This window comes from Psychrobacter proteolyticus (assembly GCF_038155145.1).
In the GTDB taxonomy this organism is placed as follows: domain Bacteria; phylum Pseudomonadota; class Gammaproteobacteria; order Pseudomonadales; family Moraxellaceae; genus Psychrobacter; species Psychrobacter proteolyticus_B.
Map to the genome: position 1 here is coordinate 514584 of NZ_JBAKAY010000001.1, position 24935 is coordinate 539518.

Annotated in this window: 20 protein-coding genes; 10 read left to right on the plus strand and 10 right to left on the minus strand. The window is 44.1% G+C overall.

Going from position 1 to position 24935, the window contains the following annotated elements:
* Nucleotides 1-95 precede the first annotated feature (95 nt).
* Nucleotides 96-761: a TetR/AcrR family transcriptional regulator gene (locus V6252_RS02030; protein WP_341609061.1), complete on the plus strand. Its 666-nt coding sequence runs from the start codon at nt 96-98 to the stop codon at nt 759-761.
* A 152-nt stretch (nt 762-913) separates the two neighbouring features.
* Here V6252_RS02030 and V6252_RS02035 read toward each other — a convergent pair whose 3' ends face one another.
* From V6252_RS02035 to tolQ, 5 genes are all read right to left on the minus strand, one after another.
* Entirely contained in the window at nt 914-2320 is a 1407-nt protein-coding gene (locus V6252_RS02035; RefSeq protein WP_341609062.1) for a nucleobase:cation symporter-2 family protein, read from the minus strand.
* Nucleotides 2321-2825: 505 nt separating this feature from the next.
* Nucleotides 2826-4118, minus strand: coding sequence for a translocation protein TolB (locus V6252_RS02040; protein WP_341609063.1), 1293 nt, complete (start codon nt 4116-4118; stop codon nt 2826-2828).
* Nucleotides 4119-4254: 136 nt separating this feature from the next.
* Complete coding sequence (locus V6252_RS02045) at nt 4255-5277, minus strand: cell envelope integrity protein TolA (RefSeq protein WP_341609064.1); 1023 nt, start codon at nt 5275-5277, stop codon at nt 4255-4257.
* Between the two features lie 73 nt (nt 5278-5350).
* Nucleotides 5351-5809: a protein TolR gene (gene tolR / locus V6252_RS02050; RefSeq protein WP_101204804.1), complete on the minus strand. Its 459-nt coding sequence runs from the start codon at nt 5807-5809 to the stop codon at nt 5351-5353.
* Nucleotides 5806-6528, minus strand: coding sequence for a protein TolQ (gene tolQ, locus V6252_RS02055; RefSeq protein WP_057759620.1), 723 nt, complete (start codon nt 6526-6528; stop codon nt 5806-5808). Before tolQ ends, tolR begins: the two co-directional genes overlap by 4 nt.
* A 628-nt stretch (nt 6529-7156) precedes the next feature.
* Here tolQ and V6252_RS02060 point away from each other — a divergent pair.
* The 3 genes from V6252_RS02060 to V6252_RS02070 all read left to right on the plus strand — a co-directional run bounded on the left by V6252_RS02060 (nt 7157) and on the right by V6252_RS02070 (nt 13159).
* Nucleotides 7157-8452, plus strand: a complete 1296-nt coding sequence (locus tag V6252_RS02060) for an NCS2 family permease (protein WP_101204806.1) — start codon at nt 7157-7159, stop codon at nt 8450-8452.
* A 739-nt stretch (nt 8453-9191) separates the two neighbouring features.
* Nucleotides 9192-12455: a bifunctional proline dehydrogenase/L-glutamate gamma-semialdehyde dehydrogenase PutA gene (gene putA, locus V6252_RS02065; protein WP_341609065.1), complete on the plus strand. Its 3264-nt coding sequence runs from the start codon at nt 9192-9194 to the stop codon at nt 12453-12455.
* An 11-nt stretch (nt 12456-12466) separates the two neighbouring features.
* The gene (locus tag V6252_RS02070; protein ID WP_101204808.1) at nt 12467-13159 is read left to right on the plus strand and encodes a 1-pyrroline-5-carboxylate dehydrogenase; all 693 of its coding nucleotides are present in this window, start codon (nt 12467-12469) and stop codon (nt 13157-13159) included.
* A gap of 192 nt (nt 13160-13351) precedes the next feature.
* Here V6252_RS02070 and V6252_RS02075 read toward each other — a convergent pair whose 3' ends face one another.
* Nucleotides 13352-14524, minus strand: a complete 1173-nt coding sequence (locus V6252_RS02075) for a cupin domain-containing protein (RefSeq protein WP_341609066.1) — start codon at nt 14522-14524, stop codon at nt 13352-13354.
* Nucleotides 14525-14714: 190 nt separating this feature from the next.
* Here V6252_RS02075 and V6252_RS02080 point away from each other — a divergent pair, with 190 nt between their 5' ends.
* A complete protein-coding gene (locus V6252_RS02080) occupies nt 14715-14900 on the plus strand; it encodes an NF038104 family lipoprotein (protein WP_057759633.1) in 186 nt (61 codons plus the stop codon).
* 213 nt (nt 14901-15113) lie between these two features.
* On the opposite strand, the gene purB is transcribed toward V6252_RS02080, so the two are convergent.
* Nucleotides 15114-16505, minus strand: a complete 1392-nt coding sequence (gene purB, locus V6252_RS02085) for an adenylosuccinate lyase (protein WP_296207684.1) — start codon at nt 16503-16505, stop codon at nt 15114-15116.
* 212 nt (nt 16506-16717) lie between these two features.
* The gene (mnmA, locus tag V6252_RS02090; RefSeq protein ID WP_341609067.1) at nt 16718-17944 is read right to left on the minus strand and encodes a tRNA 2-thiouridine(34) synthase MnmA; all 1227 of its coding nucleotides are present in this window, start codon (nt 17942-17944) and stop codon (nt 16718-16720) included.
* A 260-nt stretch (nt 17945-18204) separates the two neighbouring features.
* On the opposite strand from mnmA, the gene ispF reads away from it, so the two are divergent.
* The 5 genes from ispF (at nt 18205) to V6252_RS02115 (ending at nt 23514) form a co-directional block, all read left to right on the plus strand.
* Nucleotides 18205-18708: a 2-C-methyl-D-erythritol 2,4-cyclodiphosphate synthase gene (ispF, locus tag V6252_RS02095; protein ID WP_341609068.1), complete on the plus strand. Its 504-nt coding sequence runs from the start codon at nt 18205-18207 to the stop codon at nt 18706-18708.
* Between the two features lie 116 nt (nt 18709-18824).
* Nucleotides 18825-19175 (plus strand): Grx4 family monothiol glutaredoxin, encoded by a 351-nt coding sequence (gene grxD, locus V6252_RS02100; RefSeq protein ID WP_057759647.1) that lies wholly within the window; start codon nt 18825-18827, stop codon nt 19173-19175.
* 267 nt (nt 19176-19442) lie between these two features.
* Entirely contained in the window at nt 19443-19991 is a 549-nt protein-coding gene (locus V6252_RS02105; protein WP_341609069.1) for a hypothetical protein, read from the plus strand.
* A gap of 428 nt (nt 19992-20419) precedes the next feature.
* Nucleotides 20420-22315, plus strand: coding sequence for a tRNA uridine-5-carboxymethylaminomethyl(34) synthesis enzyme MnmG (gene mnmG, locus V6252_RS02110; RefSeq protein ID WP_341609070.1), 1896 nt, complete (start codon nt 20420-20422; stop codon nt 22313-22315).
* Nucleotides 22316-22554: 239 nt separating this feature from the next.
* Nucleotides 22555-23514, plus strand: coding sequence for an AEC family transporter (locus tag V6252_RS02115; RefSeq protein WP_298807703.1), 960 nt, complete (start codon nt 22555-22557; stop codon nt 23512-23514).
* Nucleotides 23515-23623: 109 nt separating this feature from the next.
* Here V6252_RS02115 and V6252_RS02120 read toward each other — a convergent pair whose 3' ends face one another.
* Nucleotides 23624-23788, minus strand: a complete 165-nt coding sequence (locus V6252_RS02120) for a hypothetical protein (protein ID WP_166739203.1) — start codon at nt 23786-23788, stop codon at nt 23624-23626.
* 48 nt (nt 23789-23836) lie between these two features.
* Nucleotides 23837-24838, minus strand: a complete 1002-nt coding sequence (locus V6252_RS02125; protein WP_191115163.1) for an LLM class flavin-dependent oxidoreductase — start codon at nt 24836-24838, stop codon at nt 23837-23839.
* Between the last annotated feature and the right edge of the window lie 97 nt (nt 24839-24935).

Sequence of the window (24935 nt, forward strand, 5' to 3'; positions counted from 1 at the left end):
TATGCTGATCAAATCTATGTATTTATATAAGAATATACAGCGAAATATAGCGACTATTTTGTCGAACCTGTCTCTTAGAGTGAGATACCACTGCTATGACTCAAAACAATCAAAAGGAAGAAACCTCAGTGACTGATACGCCTTTGCACCGTAGCCAACAAGCCATTCGCGCACAGAATCAAGCGCTTATCTTAGCGGCAGCTGAAGAAGAGTTTGTGCTCCAAAGCTATCGCGGCGCTACGATGCAGGGCATTGCTGATAGGGCAGGCTTACCTAAAGCCAATGTTCACTATTACTTTAAAAATAAAAAAAACCTCTACATGGCAGTGCTGCGTTCGATCATTCAAGAATGGAACGAAGGTTTGGTAACCATGACAGTAGATAGCGACCCAAAAACGGTCATCGAAAAATTCGTCCGTACCAAGCTACATCAAGCCTTTGTCAATCCAAGTCGTCATAAGCTGTTTGCGATTGAAGTCATTGGCGGTGCACCGCATTTGCATGAATTCATGTCCACTACGATGAAGGAGTGGGTACACGATAAAGCACAGGTAATGAAAGAGTGGCACAAGCAAGGCAAAATTGGGATTACTGATCCCCTACAACTACTGATATTGATTTGGGCGACTACCCAACGTTATGCTGAATTCGAGATTGAGATCGTTGGATTAATGGATAAGACCGCTTATGACGCAGAAGATGAAGCGCGTGCGGCAGATTTTCTGGTGCCTTTTATTCTAAAAGGCTGTGGCCTCGAATGATGACAAGGTGGCTGTTTGACAGGGTGCCTATTTAATAAGTCAAGTGCTTAATAAGCGAGGTGCATAGACGGTTACTATGCTATTTGTCTGTCTATCACACCTCGTTTACGGCGAAACACTTCGATATGTTCAGCCCTAGCTTGTGTTTAGCCTTAAGCGACTTCTTGCGTTGGTTCTAAACCGTCTTCAGCATGCCGTGCTTTGGTATCAAACTCGATGCCATAGTTTTTGGGTAAAATCATATCAAGCGTGATAGCCACAATCCCTGCCATCGTTACTGCTGAGCCAAAGATATTCTGAAAGAACTGCGGCGTTTGTGACAGTACGTCAGGGACAAAGGCGATACCCGTTGCTAGACCCAGTGAGGTGGCAATGATTAAGACATTACGATGCGTAAATTGCACGGTAGATAAGATACGAATACCAGCAGTCGCTACCGTCGCAAACATCAGTAGCGTGACGCCGCCAACGACAGGCTTGGGTAATTGCGTAAAAACAGCACCAAGGACAGGGAATAGCCCCATCAGGCATAGAATGCCGCCCACATAGAAACCCACGTAGCGACTGGCAATACCCGTCATCTGGATTACACCGTTGTTTTGGCTAAAGGTCGTCACAGGGAAGGTATTGAATACCGCCGCAATCAGAGAGTTAACACCATCTCCTAGTACACCGCCTTTGATGCGTTTCTCATAGAGAGGGCCTTTGATCGGTTCACCTGATATCATCGAGGTAGCCGTCAGATCGCCTGAAGTCTCAATACTGGTAATGATGTACATAAAGGCAATAGGAATAAAAGCCTGCCAATCAAAGCCAAAGCCATACTTAAAGGGGATTGGCACCGTAAAAAAAGCCGCTTCAGAAACCAATGAAAAGTCGATACGTCCCATAAATACGGCAGCGATAAGGCCGAGCATCAAACCAATAAAGATGGCGCTTGAGCGAATGACTTTATTGTTGATGATGCTAATCAGTACGACACTTGCCAGCACACCACCGCCCAAAAGCAAGTTCGGAATACTACCAAAATCTTCAGCACCAAACCCGCCCGCTAAGTCGGTCAGACCTACCTTGGTTAATGACAAACCAATCGTGACAATCACGCAGCCTGTAACAATAGGGCTCATAAAAGATTTGAGTTTGGTGATAAATTGACTCAAAAATATCTCAACAAATGCACCGAGAAATGAGACGCCAAAAATAACTGATAAAATCTCTTCTGGACCACCACCGCGGTTTTTTACCACAAACCCTGCCGTCAGTACTGCTGCCAAAAATCCAAAACTGGTACCTTGTAACGCCATGAGGCCAGAGCCAACAGGACCTACTTTACGAGTCTGAATAAAGGTTGCAACGCCAGATACTATCAATGACATACTGAGAAGGTAGGGGATATGCTCTCCTAAACCTAATGTGCCACCTATGATAAGAGAGGGTGTGATGATACCTACAAACGCTGCAAGTACGTGCTGTATAGCACCTAAAAATGCTTTGATGGGGGTAGGACGGTCATGCAGTCTATACAGTAAATCGGTATTCGCTGGAACGTTTTCACTCATGGTGGTTTCCTCCTAAAATAACTGCTTAGTACCCGCTTGACTGTAGATATCAGACAATGTGGTAAATCACGAGATCAAAGTTTTAACCCAATCTTTGACTTGTTTTTTATCGATGTAAACAATAGGGGTACGCATCCGTCTGTAAGATAAGTAATAAAAATAACTAATATATGTTGGCTAATATTTTAACAACCTGACCAATTAGTCAGGTCTATTTAGGGTATAGGTAAAATACAAGTCATTGCAATGTTTTTTTTGGTACTAGTGCGTTTACAGGTTTGTTACGAAAGAGGGAGGGTTAGGTAACATTGGAAGGTAGATCAAAGACGAGGGGTGCTGACCATTGAAAGTAAATAAGTACTAAGATCTATCGCCATCTCTATTGCTGTTTTTTAATCAAAAAAAGCCCCAACCATATTCGTTATGGTTGGGGCTTTTACAAGTTTGCTTAACAGTTGATCTTTATTCCACTATCACCAAAATTGCTACTTTGGTGTACGACCAATTATTTTGGGCTTGATGACCATACGGGTGAGCGGATAACGCCTTGTCCTGACTTACCAAACGCTTCGCCACCGTTGAGAGATTTGATGGTCAGCACGCCTTTTCCGCCTTGGGTCGATGCGTAGACCACGCGTTTACCGTTTGGTGAGAAGCTTGGTGCTTCATCAATACCCGTATTGCCAAGATTGGTAGTGATAGCACCATTGCTATTCATAATAGCCGCTGAGCGCCCACTCAAAAAGGCAATTTGTGTACCGTCACTGCTAAACTGCGGGCTGGTTGCATAACCACCGTTTGACACTTTAGTTGTTTGTCCTGTGGCAAACTCGTAGCGATAGACTTGTGGCTTGTTAAAGCCAGTTTTATCACTGACGAAAACGAAAGATTTGCCGTCTGGTGCATAGCTTGGCTGCACTTCACTGCTCGGTAAATTAGTGAGCCTTCTAGGTGTACCGCCGCTGGCGCTCATCTCATAGATATCAGCGCTACCTTCAAAGCTGCTAGAGAATAATATCTTGCTGCCATCAGGAGAGAACGAAGGGCTTAGATTGCTACCTGAAAAAGGTGTCAGGGCAGTTGCGCCGCCGCCACTGACGTTTTGCACGTAGATGACGGGATATGATTTTTCACGTTGTACTGAGTAGGCGATACGGTTGCCATCAGGTGACCATGCTGGTGAGAAGATAGAGCCTGTCACTTCAGTAATGGTTCTAGCATTTTCGCCATCAGCATCCATCACTTTGAGACGCGAGATCTTTTGCTTGCCAGTTCCTGTTTCTTCAATATAAGCAATGCGCCCTGAGAAGTCTCCTGGAATACCAGTAATCAGCTCGTATACTTTGTCTGCGATGACATGACCGGCATAACGCATACTTTCTCTATTGTTGTCAGCGGTTAGGCTTTGCTTGCCTTCTATCACGCGACCAGATTTAACATCGATGACTTCATAATCGGTGATTATTTTGCCACGATTGGTACGCGTGCTGCCGACAACCAGATACGGTATGCCCATGCTTTGCCAAACGGGTAATGTACCTGTCAGCTCTTTGCTACTGTGCGGCTGCTGCGGCAGATCTTGATTGGTTACTTTTAGCTCGGTTTTACTCAAGTCATTTAATATAATCGGTGATAAGACAGAGTCACCCGCAAACGGCACAAACGCGACTTGGTTTTGCTGAACAGGAATCTCATAGTCCAATTCTAGTACAACAGGTGCAGCGAGCACACTTTGCGATACCAGCAATGCTGAGGTACTGGCGAGTAACGATACTAGTAATTTTTTTTGGGTACGCATGAGTAAATGGAGCTCCTAAAATTAGTATGATATTCATTTTTTATTTAATGAGACAAGCATCTAGATGAGGCAGCAACCTATGCGAGACAAGCCGCTTAACATCACGTTACCAATATTATAAGAACCTAGCAACTGATTAATTGCTGCCTTTAAACTGTATGGTAAAAGTCGGGTATTTGGGGTCATCAGCATCAATCGGGAGACTGCCAGTATTGAGTACCGCTTGTCTGGCCGCTTCGTTGACCGTGCTATCAGGTCCAGAGGCAGTCACATTGATCACATCGCCATTTGCATTGACAGTGATGGTCAGGGTGGCACGTTGAGTAGAGCCTCGTGCAGCAGTAGGCGGCGTATAGTTGCGCTTGATTAAATTGATGATTTCGCTGTTGCTGGCACCGCGACTGCCACTGGATGCAGAGCGGCTACTGCCCTTGGACGTACTAGAGGTTGACGTATCACCAGATATAGTAGACTGCCCATCTGACAGGCTAAAGGTTTTCCCTGCATTGCCAGAGCCAGCAGTATCAATCTCAATATTGCGATCGCTAGCAGTGGGACGTTTTATCTTTGGTGGATTGTTTTGCTTTTGACGAAACTCTCCCAGTCTTTTTTGTTCTTCTATAAGCTGATCGCGTTTGCTTTGATCGACTTGGTCAAGCTCTTCCATGGCTGACTCGTCTAGTTGTGCCGCCCACTCAGCCATTTTGCGCTCATATTCTTGATTTTGCTCAAGCAGACGTTGTTGATGGTCTTCGCTCATCAGTATGGGTTGACCAGATGGCTCTTCAGATCGTGTAAATACAGGCACGCGCTGAGAGGTTGTCTGACTTGGATTTTGCGCACTGACGCTACTACCAGACACTTCTGGCTGAGCACTACTGGACGAGTCGCTAGTGCTACTATCCATCTGCATTGCGCTGGCTGCTGCACGGTTGGCCAGTATTTGTCCTTGCATTTCAGCAAGTTGCTCGGGAGATACCATGACTGTCTCAATACTACCAGCAGTCTCAACTTCAGTGGTTTGATAGTTATAAACCAGTATGCCGATAACAAGGCCATGCGCCAGTAAGCTTAGCAACGTCGGCAGTGTTAGCCCGTTGCTTTCTGGTTCAGTAGGTACATAGACGGCAGGAGCATTATGCATGGTAGGGATACTCATGAACGTGATTTGTCAGAATGATTACTAGGATTGGCTATTGTGATATGAAACGTTTGCTAAAGGGCGCTTATCACTATAAAGAAGGCGTGGGTAGAGGCGCACCGGTCAGTAACCCAACTTTTTCGATACCTGCTTGTTGCAAGGTTGCCATAAGCGTCATGATGGCACCGTACTGATTGTTTTGATCAGCATTGATCATCACCTGTACTGGTTCAGCATTACTATTATCGCTCTGAGACTGTAGGTTAGATAAAGTATTAATCAGCTCAGGCTCACTTACAGGCACATCGACATTGCTTTCATAACTGATAAAAATATCACCCTTATCAGTCAAAGAAACAATCACAGGTAGTTGGCTCTGACTCATGGTATTGGTTTGTTCTTTTGGCAGATCAACATCCACACCTGTAATTAGCATCGGCGCTGTCACCATAAATATCACCAGTAGCACCAGCATGACGTCAATGTAAGGTACGACGTTCATTTCTGCATTAAGGGCTTTTTTTTCACGGCCGTAGGGGTTTGGTTTCATAGCCCTGTCACCTGACCTGCATTAACTTGGGTTTCTTTGCTAATAGGCGCTTGTACGCTGGTCTCACGCTGCAACATACCTGTCATCTCATCACAAAATAAGGCACGCGAGTCATATAGTCGGCTCGATTTTGCTGTGAAGTGATTGTATGCCAATACTGCAGGGATAGCGGCAAACAAACCCATTGCTGTAGCAATCAGTGCTTCGGCAATACCGGGTGCTACCGAGGCGAGGGTAGCTTGCTCAGTTTGAGACAGTCCCAAAAAGGCATTCATAATGCCCCACACTGTACCGAACAATCCGATGTACGGAGCAACGGAGCCAATGCTGGCTAGCGTCGTCAGTCCTGACTCTAGCAATTGCTGCTGACGACCTAGGCCGACGCGTAGCTTGCGTTCAACACCATCGATAATATCGTCTTTAGGTTGACGCTTTTTATGCATTCTCAGGTATTCTGAAAAGCCCACATAAAAAATTTGCTCAAGTCCTTGACGGTCAGGAGAGCCCTGAATGCCTTGATATAGCTTGGCCAAATCTTCGCCTGACCAAAACCAAGTCTCAAATTGTTGATCAAAGTTTTTGGCTGTACCAAGTCGCGCACTCATGCGAAAGATAATAACCCAGCTGAGCAAAGAGGCTAATAACAATAGTGCCATCACAATCTGCACCAATAGACTGGCTTGGGTAATAAGATCGACAATATTTAATGATTCAGGCATGTAATGGACTCACGAATAATTGATAACAGCTGGCTGGAATAGTGATATCCGAACCAGACAACCTCTAAACAAACACTATTTACTTTTTATTATTTAATACGCAGCACGTTTCTTTACTAAAAATTTGTAACTGTGCTTAGAAAAATGCTGCAACAGTAAGTATCGCGATTTAGGTATCGGTATAATAACCCCCTAGTTTACTTCTAAATGAGAGAAAGGTCATTATTAATGTGTTAAACGACTATTTAGTTGGGCTGCTATTGATTCATTCAATAGTTAGTTGGATAACATGAATAATGACCGAGCAAATACTTACTACCTAAAACTCATGACTCAAACCGAATATCACCTTAATGACGAATAGAAAGTAGTTTTTCGAATAGCGTAGGGCAACATGGCTGTATGTGGCTTTTCATATGGCTTTTCTGACCAATAGTCTTGAAGTCTCTCAAAATCCTATTTTGTACGAGATAGACATTATCAACGATTGAGTTTGTAAGATAACTGGTCTAATATGTTACGCTTTGTTACTACATTATTCTTATTGTGGCATCGTTATTTTTTCGCTGAGGTCATGTTCAATTTTAGGTAATGATGACTTTTTATTAGCCAGTCGGGGGCGACACTTATGAATGCAATTGAACGCTATTTTGGGATTAATGGTGAAAATACCACGATCAAAACAGAAATCATCGCTGGTATAACCACGTTCTTGACGATGGCTTATATTATCTTTGTCAACCCTAACGTCTTAGCCGATGCGGGTATGGATAAAGGGGCCGTATTTGTAGCGACCTGTATAGCAGCAGCAGTAGGTTGTTTCATTATGGGTATCTACGCCCGACTACCAGTTGCGCTTGCACCAGGTATGGGGCTTAATGCCTTCTTTACCTATGGTGTGGTGCTTGGTATGGGCTACGCATGGCAGACAGCGTTAGGTGCGGTGTTCTTGTCTGGTTGTATCTTCGTATTATTGAGTCTATTTAAGATTCGTGAAGCAATCATTAATGCCATTCCAACATCCCTCAAGAACGGCGTAGTCGCTGGTATTGGTGCGTTCTTGGCGTTTATTGCGTTGCAAAGCGCAGGCATCATCGTCAATCATGATGCAACCTTAGTTGGCCTTGGTGACATGACATCATTTGGTCCTGTCATGGCTTCATTAGGTTTTGTCGTTATCATTGGCCTATCTTACAAGAGAGTCCCAGGTGCGGTAACTATTGGTATTTTATTGGTTGCACTGATTAGCTTATTAATGGGCTATACGCAGTTCACAGGTATCATCTCTTCACCGCCTTCTATTGCACCGACGCTTATGCAGTTAGACATTGCTGGTGCATTTGATGTGGGCATGATCAGTGTTATCTTTGCTTTCTTATTTGTCGATTTGTTTGATACTGCGGGTACTTTGATTGCTACCACTAGCCAAGCAAAACTAACGGACAAAGATGGCAATATCCCGAACATGGGCAAGGCACTACTCGCTGATTCAACAGCGACAGTAGCGGGTTCTTTACTGGGTACTTCATCGACGACCAGTTATATTGAAAGTATCTCTGGTATCGCCTCAGGTGGCCGTACAGGCTTAATGGCTGTTACGGTAGGTGTGTTATTCCTATTCAGTATTTTCTTCTCGCCACTAGCGGGTATGATTCCAGCTTATGCAACGGCCGGCGCTATCTTTTATGTAGCCGTACTTATGATGGGTACCCTAAAGGACATCAACTGGAGCGACTTAACAGAAGCAGCACCAGTAGTCGTGGTATTGCTATTCACACCGCTTACATACTCTATCGCTGACGGTATCGCACTTGGTTTTATTACCTTTACAGCTGTAAAAGCAATTGCAGGCAAGTTTGCAGATATCAGTATCGCTGTCTGGATTTTGACTGCTATATTGTTGTTCAAGATTATCTTCCTATAATGCAACGCATTGTGAGACATTAGATAGCGTCTTAAACAAGAAACCCTCCTTATCATTAGCTGATAAGGAGGGTTTTTTTTGTCAGCATTATAAGCCTATCGTCTTAATTTGAGCTCAGTATTCTTGGGGGTAATGTTTAGTATTTCTGATACCAGTATTAAGTAGGGTGATGCCAAACTATGGGCAATAGTAAACAAAAAAACGTAACCAAAGCGTCATGGCCAATAAAGTGCTTGTAAGTTATTGTTATTTAGATATATATTAATTTATGAAAATAATAAATTTCGTTAGTTTGAAAAAAACTTTCGTGATATTATAGCCGAGTTAAGCGCATCACCTCAATCAACGCCGTAGAGGTTTTTCTTACAGTGAATTAGCATCACCAAAGATGACAGATTTGTGATTATTAGAGCGATTTTTCGGTTCAATAAGGCGATATTTGGTCATCACACTCCTTTCACTACTAACAAGAAGAAGGCACTAATGCCGCTTAGCTTTTCGTTGTTGCCTTTGTATTGTTAACGTAGCCCGTTTAACAGTCGAACGACCTACTTAACCGTCTCCAGCCTATGCTGGATTTTTAGTTTTGTGATGGCGCCGTTTGGTCTTTTGATTATTGCTGTGAATATCCGTCAATAACCCCTATTTTTTGATAGCGGTTATGAGCAGTTATACAGGACGATCAGACTTCCTAAAGCACCATTTATTATGGTTTTTAAACGATAGTTATGGAGTTATTATGAACCCAGTAGACCAATTTACCCCGCAAGAGCCGATCTTGTTTAATCCTGTTGATATGCTGTCGCCTGAGTATCTCGCCCAGTCAGCAGAAGCGCTAAATAAGCGTATTTCGCCGCTATATAGCGCCGATGAAGAACGTTGGTTGTCTGAGTTATTGCCACTTGCCAAACCCAGTATAGAAGAACGCGATGCTGCTGCTGAGCAAACGCGCAAACTGGTCGAGCACGTACGTAATGATGGTAAAGCCGTCAAGATGGTTGACTCATTATTGCTTGAGTATAGCCTTGATACCCAAGAAGGTATCTTGCTAATGAGCTTGGCAGAAGCCTTGATTCGTGTGCCAGACAACTATACGGCTGATGCATTGATTCATGACAAAATGAGTGTGGCTGACTGGAAAAAGCACATTAAAAATGACAATGGCTTTATGGTCAATGCCTCTACTTGGGGCATGATGATGACTGGTCGCGTTGTCAGTATTGACAGCAGCACCACTGCATCAGGTTTCTTGGATCGCATGACTAAGAAGATGGGTGAGCCTGTCATTCGTAGTGCGATGCAAAAAGCCATGCGTATCATGGGCCATCAGTTTGTATTGGGCGAAACCATCGAAGACGCCAATAAAAACAGCCAACCATATCGTAATAGAGGCTATACCTATTCATTTGATATGTTAGGCGAAGCGGCGATCACGCATAAAGATGCGGAAAAATACTTCAACGACTATCTACATGCGATCAGAGCTACGGCGAACGTAAAAGTTAAAGAAGGCATGCCAAAGCCGTCAGTGTCTATCAAATTATCAGCACTGCATCCTCGCTATGAAGCTACGCAAGAAGCACAAGTAATGGGCTTATTGCGTCAGCGCTGCCTGCTATTGATTGAAGCGGCACGTGAAGTCAATGTCGATATCAGTATTGATGCTGAAGAAGCAGATCGCCTTGAGATTTCTCTAAAACTGTTTGAGTCTTTGTACCGTGATAATTTGACAGCGGACTGGGATGGTTTAGGTATCGTTGTACAAGGGTACTCTAAACGTGCTATCGCTGTATTAGCATGGCTTGCTCGTTTGTCTACTGAAGTCGGTGATCGTATTCCAGTACGTCTAGTAAAAGGTGCTTACTGGGATACTGAGATCAAACTTGCTCAGCAAAAAGGTCTATCAGGCTATCCCGTTTGGACACGTAAAGAAGGTACGGATACTGCATACCTTGCTTGTGCGCGCTTCTTATTGTCAGACCATCTGCGCGGGCTAATCTGGCCACAGTTTGCGACGCATAATGCGCATACACTGTCTTCAATCATGACCATGAGTGCACATAGGGACTTTGAGTTCCAACGTCTGCATGGTATGGGCGATGCGCTTTATGATCATATTTTGCAAGCTTATGAGATTCCTGTACGTATCTACGCTCCTGTGGGCGCGCATAAAGACTTGCTACCGTACTTGGTACGCCGCTTGCTTGAGAACGGTGCCAACAGCTCGTTTGTTCATCAGTTGCTAGACAAGTCTTATCCAATTGAAAAGCTAACAGTGCATCCATACGACAAGCTGCTTGGTAATGCAACATTGCATAATCCAGACATCCCGTTACCGTTAGAGATTTACGGTGAACGTCGTGCAAGTTTTGGCCCTAATATCTTTGTAGAGTCACAATGGTTGCCGTTCAAATCAGCTATTGATAGCCATCTGCATAAGACATGGTCAGCAACCTCTATCATTAATGGTAAAGCTGTTGATACCTACGAAGTAGATGGTCAAACGAATCAGCTTGATACGCAGACTGTACTTGCGCCTTGGAACCACGAAGTTAGTGCTGGTAAAGTAACTTATGCCAACGCTGAAGTGGCTCGCCAAGCGATTGACGTTGCTGTTGCTGGTCAAGATTTATGGAAAAATGTACCAGCTGCTAAGCGTGCTGAGATATTACGTAAGATTGCTGAGCTATACGAAGAAAACTACGCTGAACTAATGGCACTATGCCAAGTTGAAGCGGGTAAAACCATGCAAGATGGCATCGATGAAATCAAAGAAGCCGTTGATTTCTGTCGTTTCTATGCTGACGAAGCAGAGCGTCTAGATGACGTCGTACATGAGTTCACAGACTTGGCTGGTAAGCAGTCTCGTCAAGTGTATAAAGCACGTGGCACTTTCGTTTGTATCAGTCCATGGAACTTCCCATTGGCTATCTATACGGGACAGATTGTAGCTGCACTTGCTGCAGGTAACACCGTAGTAGCGAAACCTGCTGAACAAACCAGTTTGGTAGCTCACTTTGGTGCACAGTTAATGTATCAAGCGGGTATACCAGCAGAAGCATTGCAATTGGTCATTGGTGCAGGTGACGTAGGTGGTGCTTTGACGGCTGCTGATAATATCGCAGGTGTGATATTTACAGGCTCTACTCAAACAGCCCAACGTATCAACCAAAGCCTAAATGATCATGCACAAGCTAGCGGTGAATTGCCTGTCTTTATCGCTGAGACTGGCGGTCAAAATGCGATGATCGTTGACTCAACAGCATTGCCAGAGCAAGTCGTTAGAGATGCGGTACTATCAGCATTTGGTTCAGCAGGTCAGCGTTGTTCAGCTTGTCGCATATTGTGTGTACAAGAAGAGATGGCGGATGATTTAATCGAGCTATTGCAAGGTAATATGGCTGAGCTGTCTGTAGGTAATCCTCTATATGCTGCGACAGATGTAGGTCCAGTGATTGATGCTGATGCTAAGCATGGTTTAGAGGCGCACATCGAACGTATGAGTGCTGAGCCGACTGCTACTATTTTGGCACAGACGCCAATGAGCTCAAGCTCAGTCGTCAGTCAAGAGAAGTCTACTTTTGTATTGCCAACCGCAATCGAAGTGAAAAGCATCGATGTGATCGGTGGTGAGCACTTTGGCCCAATTCTACACGTACTTCGTTATCAAGCGCGTGATTTGAATAAGCTGATTGATGCCATCAACAACACAGGCTTTGGTTTGACTCTAGGTATCCATAGCCGTATTGAAAATACTGTTGAGCACATTGAGCGCCGTGCCTTTGTTGGTAACACTTACATCAACCGTAACCAAATCGGCGCGGTCGTAAACGTACAGCCATTCGGTGGTTGTGGTCTATCAGGTACTGGTCCTAAAGCTGGTGGCCCGCACTATGTCGCGCGTCTCATGCAACTTAACTCAGAATCAGTTAATGCTGAACAGTCAGCTGCTCATATAACAGCGACCGAAACCCAAACTACCACTCAAACAGAACTCGCATAAGGAGTAGCAACATGGCGACTGAATTCAAAAAAAATCATGCCCAGGTTTGTGAATCTTGGCGATTACTCGGCGCAGTCAACCGCGCAACGTATCTACAAGCAGCCATTCCAAAACTGGCATTGCTCACTGGTGACGCCAATAAAGCAAAGCGTTTATTCAACCATTTGTTGAGCGCTGCGCCTAGCTTGGATGAGATGCATCGTATGACAGGGGCAACAGGCGAGTCGAATGACTTGTATGTGACTGGTCGTGGTAAGACGATGGTCATCGGTGGCGAAACTGCTAGAGCTATGGCAGTATTAGGTCAGCTTATCGCGGCATTGTTGACAGGTAATGAAGTTATATTGCATTGCCCGAGCCAAGATGAGATGTGTAATGAAGCTGCTAAGATACTGCACGACACAGGTATCAGCGAAGATGTATTAAGTGTGGCTAACGATTCGCAAACTGTGACGCTTTTATATATCGATCGTCTAGCACAAGTGGCTGTCTCTGGTAGCCGCAGCGAAGTGCAAGCCATCAGTCAAGAGCTTGCCAATACTGACGGTATTTTGACACAGGTCATCAGTGTCACTGATATGGAAGGCTTGTCAGAAATGCTAACGCCTGATTATCTGCATCGCTTTGTCACTGAGCGAGTCAAGACTATCAATACCACAGCAATCGGTGGTAACGCGAGCTTGCTTGAGCTTGGTACAGAGTAGAATCACTGCATTAATTACGAATCCGCTTAGCTTTTATATCAATTCTCATAAAGGCTGAGCGGTGCATTGGTAGCGCTATAACTACCAAAATAGTGATTGTATAAGATGTATAAGAAAAGACCGCTATCTGAGTAATTATCAGATAGCGGTTTTTTTGTTTATGCTATTTAACTGAAGCCTGATGACAGGATGTTATTCAGCAATATCAACCCACACCCAGCCGTTCTCTAGCCATTCGCTCAAATCATCTGCATCAACATCGGTGACGTCGCTATGTTGTAATGCTTCACCATTGGCCAAGCGTACTAATACTGCTATCGCCGCTTTATCAAGCCCATCGATACGTTGACCATTGGCATACAGCACGGTGCCATCAGTGGTCTGGCTATAGAGTAGGCGGTTGCTATAGTCCGCCTGCAATGTGGCCCCTTCTGATAGCGCTTGCATAAGCTCATCGGTATCTAACGTCTCTTCTGGCATCAGCGCATCATATTGGCGTTTACTAATCACTTCAGAAACTGCTTGGCGAATCATATCATCACCGCGATCAGATTGTAGCATCTCTAGCAATTGCGCCTTGATAGCGGCAATACTATCTGCTTGCAATTCACCTGACGCTTGTAGCGCTTGCGGTAGTAGCATCGGGATAAATAACTTGCTGTCATTGGTCGCGATATCAGCCACGCTATCGATGATTTGCATCAGGTTTGGACGACGACATCCAAACGAGAAAGTCAGACAGTCATCTTGTGCTACACCGAAATGCGATAGTTTCGGCGGTACATAAAGCACATCACCTGCTTCTAGTATCTCATCAAAAACAAGCTCGCCCATGTCGTCAAATAAACGAAGCGGCTCATCAGCAACAAACTCTGTTTGGTCATCACAGAATTTGCCCAACTGCCAACGTCTAGAGCCATAGCCTTGTGCCAAAAACACATCGTAGTCGTCATAATGCTTACCGACCGACCCACCTGCTGGCGCGTAGGAAACCATGATGTCATCGCGCTGCCACTGCGGAATAAAGTCAAACGCTTGCCACAACTGACCAAGCTCTGGCGACCATTGCTCAAGATTCTGTACCAATACGGTCCATTGCTCTGGTAGGTTTTCAAAATCAGGCTCATTCAACGGGCTTTTTTTGAGTTGCCACTGTGCCTGACCTTCTTTTTTACTGGCTGCTTGAGTCAGCAGTCTTGCGCTAGCATCTTCTTCAAGCGCAAGACCAATCATGTCATCTGGCTCAAACATGTCAATTAGCTGTGGCAACCCTTGCTTAATAAGCAGTGGCTTCTTTTGCCAGTATTCAGTCAGGAATTGCTCAGGCGTGATAGAGTCGGGTAAACAAAGAGGGATAGAGGTCATTGATAAATCCATATTTTGGCAGTGTACAAGATTAATAATAAGGGATGCTTTATAGGAAGGTTTTAATAGTTTAAGATTGTCATCTATTTGATGTCTATTATTTTGGTGACGTTTATATAGTACATATAAGCAATAACGATTATCAAAATAATAGCTGTCAGCAGAGCATCCACTCAATCGTAGGAACATTATGAAAAAGCTGCATTTTGTTGTCATCATCGCTAGCGTGTTTTTGCTACAGGCCTGTGTCCATAAAATCGTCACAGTACCCGCAAAAATCGCTTATAAAACTACCAAAGGCGTGGTCAAAGGAACCGTTGCTGTGGGTAAAGCCATCATACCAGGCGACAGTGATGACGATGATGATAAAAAATAAAACCTTACTTATCGACTATGGGTTTTGAATCAAAAGCAATCGAATCAAAACCAATCATAGCGTTCAAAGTAAGGTTGCTAGTTATTCAGACAATAGCTATTAAGATAACAACTGAATAAGATAAAAGTGCTAGAAAGGTAGGAGCGAGTAAATAATACTAGGCGCTCCTACCTTTCTAGTTTGATTTCATTACCAGTATGCTCTTATCAGTTATTAAAGCTTGGCAATCCATTCTTTAATAGCGCGTGCTTGCTCAGCGGCATTACCGATATAAGTAGCAGGCGTCAATGCACGCAAGCGTTCTTTATCCGCATCACTAACTGCCGATAGCTCATCACTTTCGACGAACGTTAGCATGGCTTCACGAGTCATGGCATTACCACGAGTCAAGGCTTTTAGTTTCTCGTATGGGTTTTCAACACGGTAGCGACGCATGACCGTTTGAATCGGCTCTGCCAATACTTCTTGCGCTTGATTCAAGTCATCATTTAAACGCTGTGCATTTAGCTCAAGTTTGCCCACACCTTTTAGACAAGCATCAAACGCAATCATGCTCTGTGCTAGACCAACACCGATATTACGCAATACCGTTGAGTCCGATAGGTCACGCTGCATACGTGAAATTGGTAGCTTCTCACCCAAATGGGCCAGCATCGCATTGGCAACGCCTAAGTTACCTTCAGAGTTTTCAAAGTCAATTGGATTAACTTTATGTGGCATAGTAGAAGAACCAACTTCACCGTCTTTTAGGCGCTGCTTAAAATAGCCTAAGCTAATATATTGCCAAATATCACGGTTGAAATCGATCAAGATTGTATTGAAGCGCTTAACGGCATCAAACAATTCAGCGATATAGTCGTGTGGCTCGATTTGAGTCGTATAAGGGTTAAACGTTAGCTCTAAACGCTGATTGATAAACGCTTCAGCATGGCTCTGCCAGTCGACATCAGGATACGCTGAAAAATGTGCATTATAATTACCAACGGCGCCGTTGATTTTACCTAATAGCTCTACTTGATTGATTTGCTTGATTTGACGGGCTAGGCGATAGGCTACGTTTGCCATCTCTTTACCAAGTGTCGTTGGACTGGCTGTCTGACCATGTGTACGTGATAACATTGGCTGCTCAGCGTGAGCAATAGATAAGTCAACGATGCTATCAGTCACTTGCTGCATTTTGGCAACGACTAGCTCGCGGCTGTCTTTGAGCATCAATGCATACGATAGGTTATTGATATCTTCACTGGTACAAGCAAAGTGAATGAACTCAAGTGAGTCAATCAAGGCATCCTGACCACGGAACTTGTCTTTGATAAAGTACTCAACCGCTTTTACATCATGATTGGTCGTCGCTTCGATGTCTTTGATAGCTTGAGCATCTGCTTCGCTAAAGTCATCAACGATTGCATTCAAAAAAGCGTTGGTCTGGTCATCAAATGCTGCTAATTCACCAATTGCGCTGTTGTCAGCTAAAGACTGCAACCAGCGAATCTCTACCGTAACGCGAGCTTTGATTAGACCAAATTCAGATAAATAAGGACGTAAGCTGTCAGCCTTTGATGCGTAACGACCATCAATTGGAGAGAGAGCGGTAAGTGGGGTCATGGTTATGCCTCAGTAGTTATGAAATAAAAAACTGCAAGAGTCTGGATGAAAAATTACCATATAATAAACGACGTCAAAATCGTTGCGCGTAATATAGCAGAAATATGATATTAAAAAAGCGGTCTATGCAAATAAAGCGATGTTGACGCTCGTTAAACTCAATCTATTCACTGCGTCAACATCTATGATTTAAGTTGGGTCTTAAGAAGTAATTAAAATCCGCAAGGTGCATCAATAGATTCAATAACGCCGCCGCCTAGACATACTTCATCGATATAAAATACTGCTGACTGACCAGGGGTGACGGCGCGCTGCGGCTCATCAAATACCACGCGTACTTCGCTGCCATCAGCATGGGTCGCAAATACACGGCAGGCTTGGTCTGGCTGGCGATAGCGAGACTTCTCCATACAGGCTAGACCTTCGTCGCTAAACACATCCGCAGGCGGTAAACCATCAATCCAATCGAGCTTATAGGCTTTTAGCTCGTTGCTCATTAGCATGGGATGTTCATGCCCTTGACCGACGATTAAACGATTTTTCTCTAAGTCTTTTGCCAATACAAACCACGGTTCTTCAGGGCGGTCTTTAACCCCGCCAATGCCGATGCCGCCGCGTTGACCCAATGTGTAATACATGAGGCCATCATGAGTACCGATAACTTTATTATCATCAGTAAGTATCTCGCCTTTTTGGGCAGGCAGATATTGCTGTAAGAAGTCTTTAAAACGGCGCTCACCAATAAAACAAATACCCGTAGAGTCTTTCTTTTTAGCCGTCGCTAGGTCATGCTCTTCAGCGATCTGACGTACCACTGGCTTTTCAAGCTCACCAACTGGGAATAGCGTTTTGGCGATTTTGTCACCGCCAACCGCATGCAAGAAATAGCTTTGGTCCTTATTATTATCAAGACCGCGTAAGAGTTGTGCAACCTCGTCACCTTCGGCATTGGTATAGTTCACACTGCGACGTGTATAGTGACCTGTAGCGATATAATCTGCCCCAAGGGTCAATGCATAGTCCAAAAACGCCTTAAACTTAATTTCTTTGTTGCACAAGATATCAGGGTTTGGGGTGCGTCCTGCTTTATATTCTGCCAAAAAATGCTCGAATACGCGATCCCAATATTCCATAGCAAAGTTAGCCGTGTGTAGCTTCATACCGATTTTGTCACATACGGCTTGCGCGTCTGCTAGATCATCCATCGCCGTACAGTATTCGGTGCCGTCATCTTCTTCCCAGTTCTTCATAAACAAGCCTTCGACCTTGAAGCCTGCTTGCTGAAGTAATACGGCTGATACAGAAGAATCGACCCCACCTGACATACCGACAATCACATGCTTGGTACTAGGATTTTCGACATCAGCAAGTGTTAAAGGACGATGAGCATTAAAAGACTCAGAAACGGTTGTGCTTGAGGTATTTTGTATGGCTGACATAAAACGGCTCAACTATTTATACGTTATCCAAAGTACATGCCAACGCCAAGTGTTATGTAATCACTACAATACGTAGTCTCAGCATAACAACGTCAGCTTGTCTTTTGGATCTGGTATTATGATAAAATAAACGTCATATTATACCAGTTAATTGAAACTGATGGCGACCGATGGTGTCTGGCTACTAGTAAAACCACTTTGAAAATTCAGATAATGGTTTTGAATTATTTTAATCACCTTTAACTCATCTTGGAATAATAATGATAAAAATTGGTCAAGGTATCGACGTTCATGCTTTCCATAATAATGGTCAGCAGCAGCAATATGTCATATTAGCAGGCGTGCCTATTGAGCATACTCACAGTTTGCTTGCACACTCTGACGGTGATGTGGTGTTACATGCGCTCGCTGATGCACTGCTTGGCGCATTGGCGCTTGGTGATATCGGGCAGCATTTTCCCGATACCGATGCGGCACATGCTGGATTGGATTCACGAGTACTGCTGCGTTATGTTTATAGTAAAGTGCAAGAGGCTGGTTATAGCCTAGGTAATGCTGATATTACCGTGATGTGCGAGCGGCCAAAGTTAGCGCCGCATAATCTAGCCATGCGCGCCAATATTGCTAGTGACCTGCAAACAGATATTAGCAATATCAGTGTAAAAGCCACCACGACTGAAAAATTGGGATTTACGGGTCGTCAAGAGGGCATCATGGCCAATGCCGTGGTATTATTAGTCCCTAATGCTGTCGAACCTACATAGATAGAAATTCGTGCTTGTAATACAGCGGCAGTCGCCCCATGTATCAGCCACGTCTTTACACAATTATTTTATATAAATAATCATTTTAATGAACCGCTTTATCAATAGGAGCTTTTATGAGTGAGCAAACCCCAAACACTGCTGCAAACGACGTTGAACAATTGATCCGTGATCAAATCCGTGACAATAAAGTTATTATCTACATGAAAGGCACACCGCAATTTCCACAGTGTGGCTTTTCAGCGCGCTCTATCGAAGTGTTGACTCAGATTGGTCGTCCATTTGCGTTTGTAAATATTTTAGAAAACCCAGAAATCCGTGCAACGTTGCCAAAAATTGCGAACTGGCCAACGTTCCCGCAGTTATGGATTGATGGTGAGTTGATGGGTGGATCAGACATCATCTTGCAAATGTATCAATCGGGCGAGCTAAAGCCATTGGTTGAAGCAAACAGCCCTGCTGCTTAATACTTAAAAGTGTGAATTGGATGTCTTTAATGCCCAATTAGCCTTTGCAAGAGACGAGCACAGCAAACCCAGATAGTCATTTGATGGCTATTTGGGTTTTTTTATTGTCGCTATTAGTATTGTTAGTAGCGTATCTATTCCTGTCCCCATTAGTATTTACACGCGTCTATGTCATTAGGTTTCGTTGTTTTTATAGGATTTACCCCCATATAGTGTCCAAGATACCAGCGATATAAATAATAATTATCAAATGAGTAAGAGAGCTTTATGAATAACCAAACCAGCGAACAGTTAAATGAGCAAAGAGAAGCGGCTGAGCAGGCAGCGATTGAAAAACGCCGTGAACGTTTAAAAAACGAATCGACACGCATTCTTGAGATTGCTAACAATGAGTCATACTCAGCACTTAAATGTATTCATCAGCTTAGTGTGGCAGGCGGTGCAACTGAAGCGACATATGTTGCGATTGAGCAGCGCATCGTTGTAGACCAAGACCCTGCAGGTGCTTATCATTTGGCACTTTTAGCACAAAACACACCTGATTTGCCAATCGATGCTCGTCAGCTTATCGATTTGGTAGTCAACAAGGGTGATAACCATCAGCGCTTGGCATTGCTTAAAAACTTACCGTTACCGCCAGTTGATCTCATCAAAGAGCAGATTTTGGCCAGTGATGATGGTGAGGCGATTGGTCAAATGAACGCCTATCTACAGATCAATCCAGAAGGGTATGGTAGCCATCATATGCTGTCTAGTGGGCAATCAGATCAGATCGTACCGCTTAGCCCTGGCAATAATAATCAAAATGATGATTAAAATAGTCATTAGTGAGGCAACAACTAGCAAAACAGTAACCAGAGTAGAGAACTTTTCGCTTAATTTTAATAGTTTTTGTTCTAACGTTTTTTAAGTATCAAAAAATTGTTATAATTATGGGTTATTCAGAGCGTGTTCTTAATCTGAACAAAAGCATCTGAATGGGCTAAAAATGGTTAAGTATTGTCAAACTATGTCAAATAGCTGGTTAATATCCTGATATTATCTGCGCTACTTTCCTTGTTTGACTGCAATTTACCTCATTTTTATCACCATTTTCAAAATAAGAACACGCCCTAACCAATTATGAATGACTTATCTGAGTCGTTATCTTCTTATAAATTCGACTGACGTTTATTTGTCGATGGTCTTGTTCTTTACTAATAGAACACGACCATCGGCAGCGTTATGAGTCAAGTGAGGCACACATGCAATACCCAAAACATTACGACGTGATAGTGATCGGCGGTGGTCATGCTGGTACAGAAGCTGCTTTGGCGGCTGCACGTATGGGCGCACAGACCTTATTATTGACGCATAATATTGAGACGCTCGGGCAGATGAGTTGTAATCCTGCGATTGGTGGTATCGGTAAATCGCATCTAGTACGTGAGATTGATGCGTTGGGCGGTGCAATGGCGCTGGCAACGGACAAAGCAGGTATCCAGTTTCGCGTACTAAACAGCCGTAAAGGGGCTGCCGTTCGTGCCACGCGTGCGCAAGCAGATCGTATCTTGTATAAAGCAGCTATCCGCCATACGCTAGAAAATCAGCCAAATCTGGATATATTTCAACAAGCTGCTGATGATATCTTGGTCGAAAACGGCCGTGCGACGGCAGTCGTGACTTCTACAGGTATTATCTTTAAGACCGAAACAGTGGTACTGACCTCAGGGACTTTCTTGGGCGGCGTTATTCACATTGGTATGGAAAACTCAAATGGTGGCCGTGCAGGGGATCAGCCTTCTATCAAGTTGGCAGATCGTTTACGTGAGCTTAAGCTGCCAGTCGGTCGTTTAAAAACGGGTACACCAGCACGTATTGATGCACGTAGTGTTGACTTTAGCGTGATGACCGTACAACCAGGTGATACACCGTTGCCAGTGATGAGCTATATGGGTGACGTCTCTATGCATCCTGAGCAGGTCAATTGTTATATAACCCATACCAATGCGCGTACTCATGACATTATTCGTGAAAACCTTGACCGTTCACCAATGTTCTCTGGCAAAATCGAAGGCGTAGGCCCGCGTTATTGCCCATCTATCGAAGATAAGATTCATCGCTTTGCGGATAAAGACAGCCATCAGATTTTCATCGAGCCAGAAGGTCTGACCACACATGAGTTGTATCCCAATGGTATCTCAACCAGTTTGCCATTTGATGTGCAGTTAGACTTTATTCATAGTATGAAAGGCTTAGAAAATGCCCATATTACTCGTCCGGGTTATGCGATTGAGTATGATTACTTTGATCCACAAAACCTAAAGCCAACGCTTGAAACCAAGTCGATTGATCGTCTGTACTTTGCGGGTCAGATCAACGGTACGACAGGCTATGAAGAAGCGGGCGTGCAGGGTTTGCTAGCAGGTACCAATGCGGCATTGGTCACTACTAACAATAGCGAGTTTGACACATGGACCCCGCGCCGCGATGAAGCGTATCTTGGTGTGCTTGTTGATGACTTGATTACCCATGGTACTACCGAGCCGTATCGTATGTTTACGAGCCGTGCAGAATATCGCTTGCTCTTACGTGAAGACAATGCAGATCAGCGTTTGACAGAGACTGGTCGTAAGCTAGGTCTAGTAGACGATGTACGCTGGCAAGCCTATCAAGAAAAAATGGAAGCCATCGCGACAGAAACCTCACGTCTAAAAGATATGTGGGCCACGCCTGCTAATGCTTTAGGTAAGCAAGTGACTGAGCAAACAGGTGAAGTGCTGTCTAAAGAGTCGACTGCCTTTGATTTGCTAAAGCGTCCGCAAATACATTTTGCTGATATCGCGGCTATCACGGACTCAACCGTCGATGCGCAAGTGGGCGAGCAGATAGAGATTTCTGTCAAATATGCCGGCTATATCGACCGTCAACAAGAAGACATTGACCAAATGAAGCGTCTAGAAAACACGGCGCTGCCATTAGACTTTGATTATAGTATCGTGTCAGGTCTATCGAACGAGATAGTACAGAAACTCACGCAAGTTCGTCCTGCGACGCTAGCTCAAGCGGGACGCGTAAGCGGTGTAACCCCTGCTGCTATTCAGTTGTTGGCAATGACGGTTAAAAAGCATAAAAAAGCAAAAGCTGCATTGGACTCATAATAGCTATGTAATAAAGCCTTTTATAATAAAGTACTTATAGTATAAAAAGCCCGTAACGACATGTCGTTACGGGCTTTTGTTTGTCAAAAAAACCTTTAGTTTTAAAAGAAAGTCACATGTAACCTTGTCCTACTTACTACTTTGTCTCTATACTAGGTCAGTAAATTTTCTTAATACTTGTTAATTTGTCTCGCTGATGTCCATATATTGATGGGCTTGTCACCGAACTGAGTCTACTTATGATTGATGCTATTGTTTTTGCTATTACCATTGTCTTACCCAACCTTGCCTTAATGTGGTTGGGTTTTTTTATGCAACGACGCGGTGAGGCAAGCCAAACTTTTATCGATCAGGCATCAAGCTTTGTCTTTAATTATTGCTTGCCGTGTTTATTGTTTTTTAGCGTGGTTGATAGCGACGTCGATTATGGTAAGCAAATTACGCTTATCCTTGTTGGTATCTTGGTGACGTTTATATTATTTATTGGCGCAGAGTTTTATGCCAAACGCTTCGTTAAACATCCTGAAGACCAAGGTGTGTTTGTACAAGGCGTATTTCGTAGCAACATGGCCATTATTGGCCTTGCAACCGTAGCCAACGCTTACGGCGCGCAAGGATTAAGTATCGGTGCTGTCTATATGGGCGTAGTGACGATACTGTTTAATATCTTGGCGGTCATTACTCTAAGCCGCGTATCCAAAAGCGTGGATGACACATGGGTTAGTCGCGGCACGATGATTGTGAAAAAGTTACTGACCAATCCTTTGATTTTGGCATTGGTTGGGGCATTCGTCTATAAAGCACTACCATTACCGCCACTCACTGGGGTAATTCATACGACTGGTGATTTACTGGCAGCGGTAGCTCTGCCGCTAGCACTGATTTGTGCAGGTGCTAGTATTAACCTAAAGTCTATGTTGCATCCTTCGGGCTTATCCATGCAGGCGAGTATTGGACGAATTGTCATCGCACCATTGATTGCTATCGCTGTTGGGCTCGGGTTTGGACTATCAGGCGTGCATATGGGAGTGTTGTTTTTGATGGTCGCATCACCAACAGCTGCAGCTAGCTATGTCATGGCAAAAGCAATGGGTGGCAATGATGTATTAGCGGCTAATATTTTGGCATTTACCACTGTTGTCGGCATGTTTGGTATGGCGATTGGGGCAGCGACGTTACGTGCGCTTGGGTTGATGTAATGCAGATTTTGTACTATTTTTAAATAAGTGAGTACTTTCGCTTTATCTAATTTTGACAGCCCTAAAAAAGCCCTCTTTTCTTATTTGAAAAGAAGGCTTTTTTATTAATCTAGCGTTCATTATTACGCTTGTCTTCACGGCGCTGCTTGCGCTTTGGACTAGTACGATAGGTCAAATAACCACCGATAGCCATAACTGCAAGAAAGGCGACGATATACATAAATATTGACGAGCCAATCATGAGCGATGCACCGATAATGGGAGTTGCTTCCATGTCAAAAATCCAGTTAAGGTTCATCAATAATTATGCAAGTGTCTCATTTCATTGTAAAGTAAATAAGTTTAGCTCCGGTGTAAGTTCAAGTGAACGGATGCGAGCAGCTTGGTCATAGATATTGGCCGTCACAATTAGCTCATCTGGCTGATAGGTTGCCAAAAACGCAGCGAGTCTTGGTTTGACCGTGTCGACAGAGCCAATGAATGATACTGACAATGCGTTATCTACCATCATTTTCTCTGCTTGACTCCAGATACTGTCCATATCGTGGGTAGGCTTAGGCATTTGACCTGTTTCGCCACGGCGCAGACGTACAAAGCTCTGCTGTGCTGAGGTAAAGTGATATTGAGCGGTCGCATCATCATCAGCCAACAATAAGTTTGCAGCCAGCATGACATAAGGCTTATCTAGATAGACAGACGGTTTGAACTGTTCACGATAAGCCTCAATTGCTTGCCCAAGCATTTGTGGGGCAAAGTGAGAAGCAAACACATAAGGTAGTCCTAAATGTGCGGCTAAGGTCGCACCAAATAGAGAAGAGCCTAATATCCAAATCGGTATGCCTGATTTTGCGCCAGGGAATGCCTGAACAGGACTGCCATCTGTATCATTACCTAGGAAATACATCAGCTCTTGCACATCTTGTGGAAAGCGTTCTGCGTCTTTCATTTGTCGACGAAGTGCCTGAAACGTCGCTCCATCAGTACCGGGCGCACGGCCTAGACCTAAGTCTACACGGTCGCCATATAGTGCCTGCAAAGTACCAAACTGCTCAGCAATCACGAGAGGGGCATGGTTCGGTAGCATAACGCCGCCAGCACCAATACGGATACGGTCGGTTTGACTACCGATATGCGATAGTAGTACTGAAGTAGCTGCACTGGCAATACCGGGCATATTGTGATGCTCTGCCATCCAATAGCGGTTTAAGCCTGATTTTTCCGCTTGCTGCGCGGTTTCGACCGTTTGAGCGATACCTTCAGCGATGGTTTTGCCTTGAGGCACAGGCGCTAGATCTAAGAAAGATAACGGGATTTTATTACTCATAAATGTTCCAGTAGTGTGTAAATTATTTTCTACTGATATGCTTATAGGTAGTGGTAGTTTCAAGTGCCGCTAGTCACTGTTAATGAATCATAACAAA

What these genes read in the sequence shown, in the direction of transcription:
- V6252_RS02030 (WP_341609061.1), top strand. Translation starts at nt 96, where the DNA reads ATGACTCAAAACAATCAAAAGGAAGAAACCTCAGTGACTGATACGCCT.
- V6252_RS02035 (WP_341609062.1), bottom strand. Translation starts at nt 2,320, where the DNA reads ATGAGTGAAAACGTTCCAGCGAATACCGATTTACTGTATAGACTGCAT.
- V6252_RS02040 (WP_341609063.1), bottom strand. Translation starts at nt 4,118, where the DNA reads ATGCGTACCCAAAAAAAATTACTAGTATCGTTACTCGCCAGTACCTCA.
- V6252_RS02045 (WP_341609064.1), bottom strand. Translation starts at nt 5,277, where the DNA reads ATGAGTATCCCTACCATGCATAATGCTCCTGCCGTCTATGTACCTACT.
- tolR (WP_101204804.1), bottom strand. Translation starts at nt 5,809, where the DNA reads ATGAAACCAAACCCCTACGGCCGTGAAAAAAAAGCCCTTAATGCAGAA.
- tolQ (WP_057759620.1), bottom strand. Translation starts at nt 6,528, where the DNA reads ATGCCTGAATCATTAAATATTGTCGATCTTATTACCCAAGCCAGTCTA.
- V6252_RS02060 (WP_101204806.1), top strand. Translation starts at nt 7,157, where the DNA reads ATGAATGCAATTGAACGCTATTTTGGGATTAATGGTGAAAATACCACG.
- putA (WP_341609065.1), top strand. Translation starts at nt 9,192, where the DNA reads ATGAACCCAGTAGACCAATTTACCCCGCAAGAGCCGATCTTGTTTAAT.
- V6252_RS02070 (WP_101204808.1), top strand. Translation starts at nt 12,467, where the DNA reads ATGGCGACTGAATTCAAAAAAAATCATGCCCAGGTTTGTGAATCTTGG.
- V6252_RS02075 (WP_341609066.1), bottom strand. Translation starts at nt 14,524, where the DNA reads ATGACCTCTATCCCTCTTTGTTTACCCGACTCTATCACGCCTGAGCAA.
- V6252_RS02080 (WP_057759633.1), top strand. Translation starts at nt 14,715, where the DNA reads ATGAAAAAGCTGCATTTTGTTGTCATCATCGCTAGCGTGTTTTTGCTA.
- purB (WP_296207684.1), bottom strand. Translation starts at nt 16,505, where the DNA reads ATGACCCCACTTACCGCTCTCTCTCCAATTGATGGTCGTTACGCATCA.
- mnmA (WP_341609067.1), bottom strand. Translation starts at nt 17,944, where the DNA reads ATGTCAGCCATACAAAATACCTCAAGCACAACCGTTTCTGAGTCTTTT.
- ispF (WP_341609068.1), top strand. Translation starts at nt 18,205, where the DNA reads ATGATAAAAATTGGTCAAGGTATCGACGTTCATGCTTTCCATAATAAT.
- grxD (WP_057759647.1), top strand. Translation starts at nt 18,825, where the DNA reads ATGAGTGAGCAAACCCCAAACACTGCTGCAAACGACGTTGAACAATTG.
- V6252_RS02105 (WP_341609069.1), top strand. Translation starts at nt 19,443, where the DNA reads ATGAATAACCAAACCAGCGAACAGTTAAATGAGCAAAGAGAAGCGGCT.
- mnmG (WP_341609070.1), top strand. Translation starts at nt 20,420, where the DNA reads ATGCAATACCCAAAACATTACGACGTGATAGTGATCGGCGGTGGTCAT.
- V6252_RS02115 (WP_298807703.1), top strand. Translation starts at nt 22,555, where the DNA reads ATGATTGATGCTATTGTTTTTGCTATTACCATTGTCTTACCCAACCTT.
- V6252_RS02120 (WP_166739203.1), bottom strand. Translation starts at nt 23,788, where the DNA reads ATGGAAGCAACTCCCATTATCGGTGCATCGCTCATGATTGGCTCGTCA.
- V6252_RS02125 (WP_191115163.1), bottom strand. Translation starts at nt 24,838, where the DNA reads ATGAGTAATAAAATCCCGTTATCTTTCTTAGATCTAGCGCCTGTGCCT.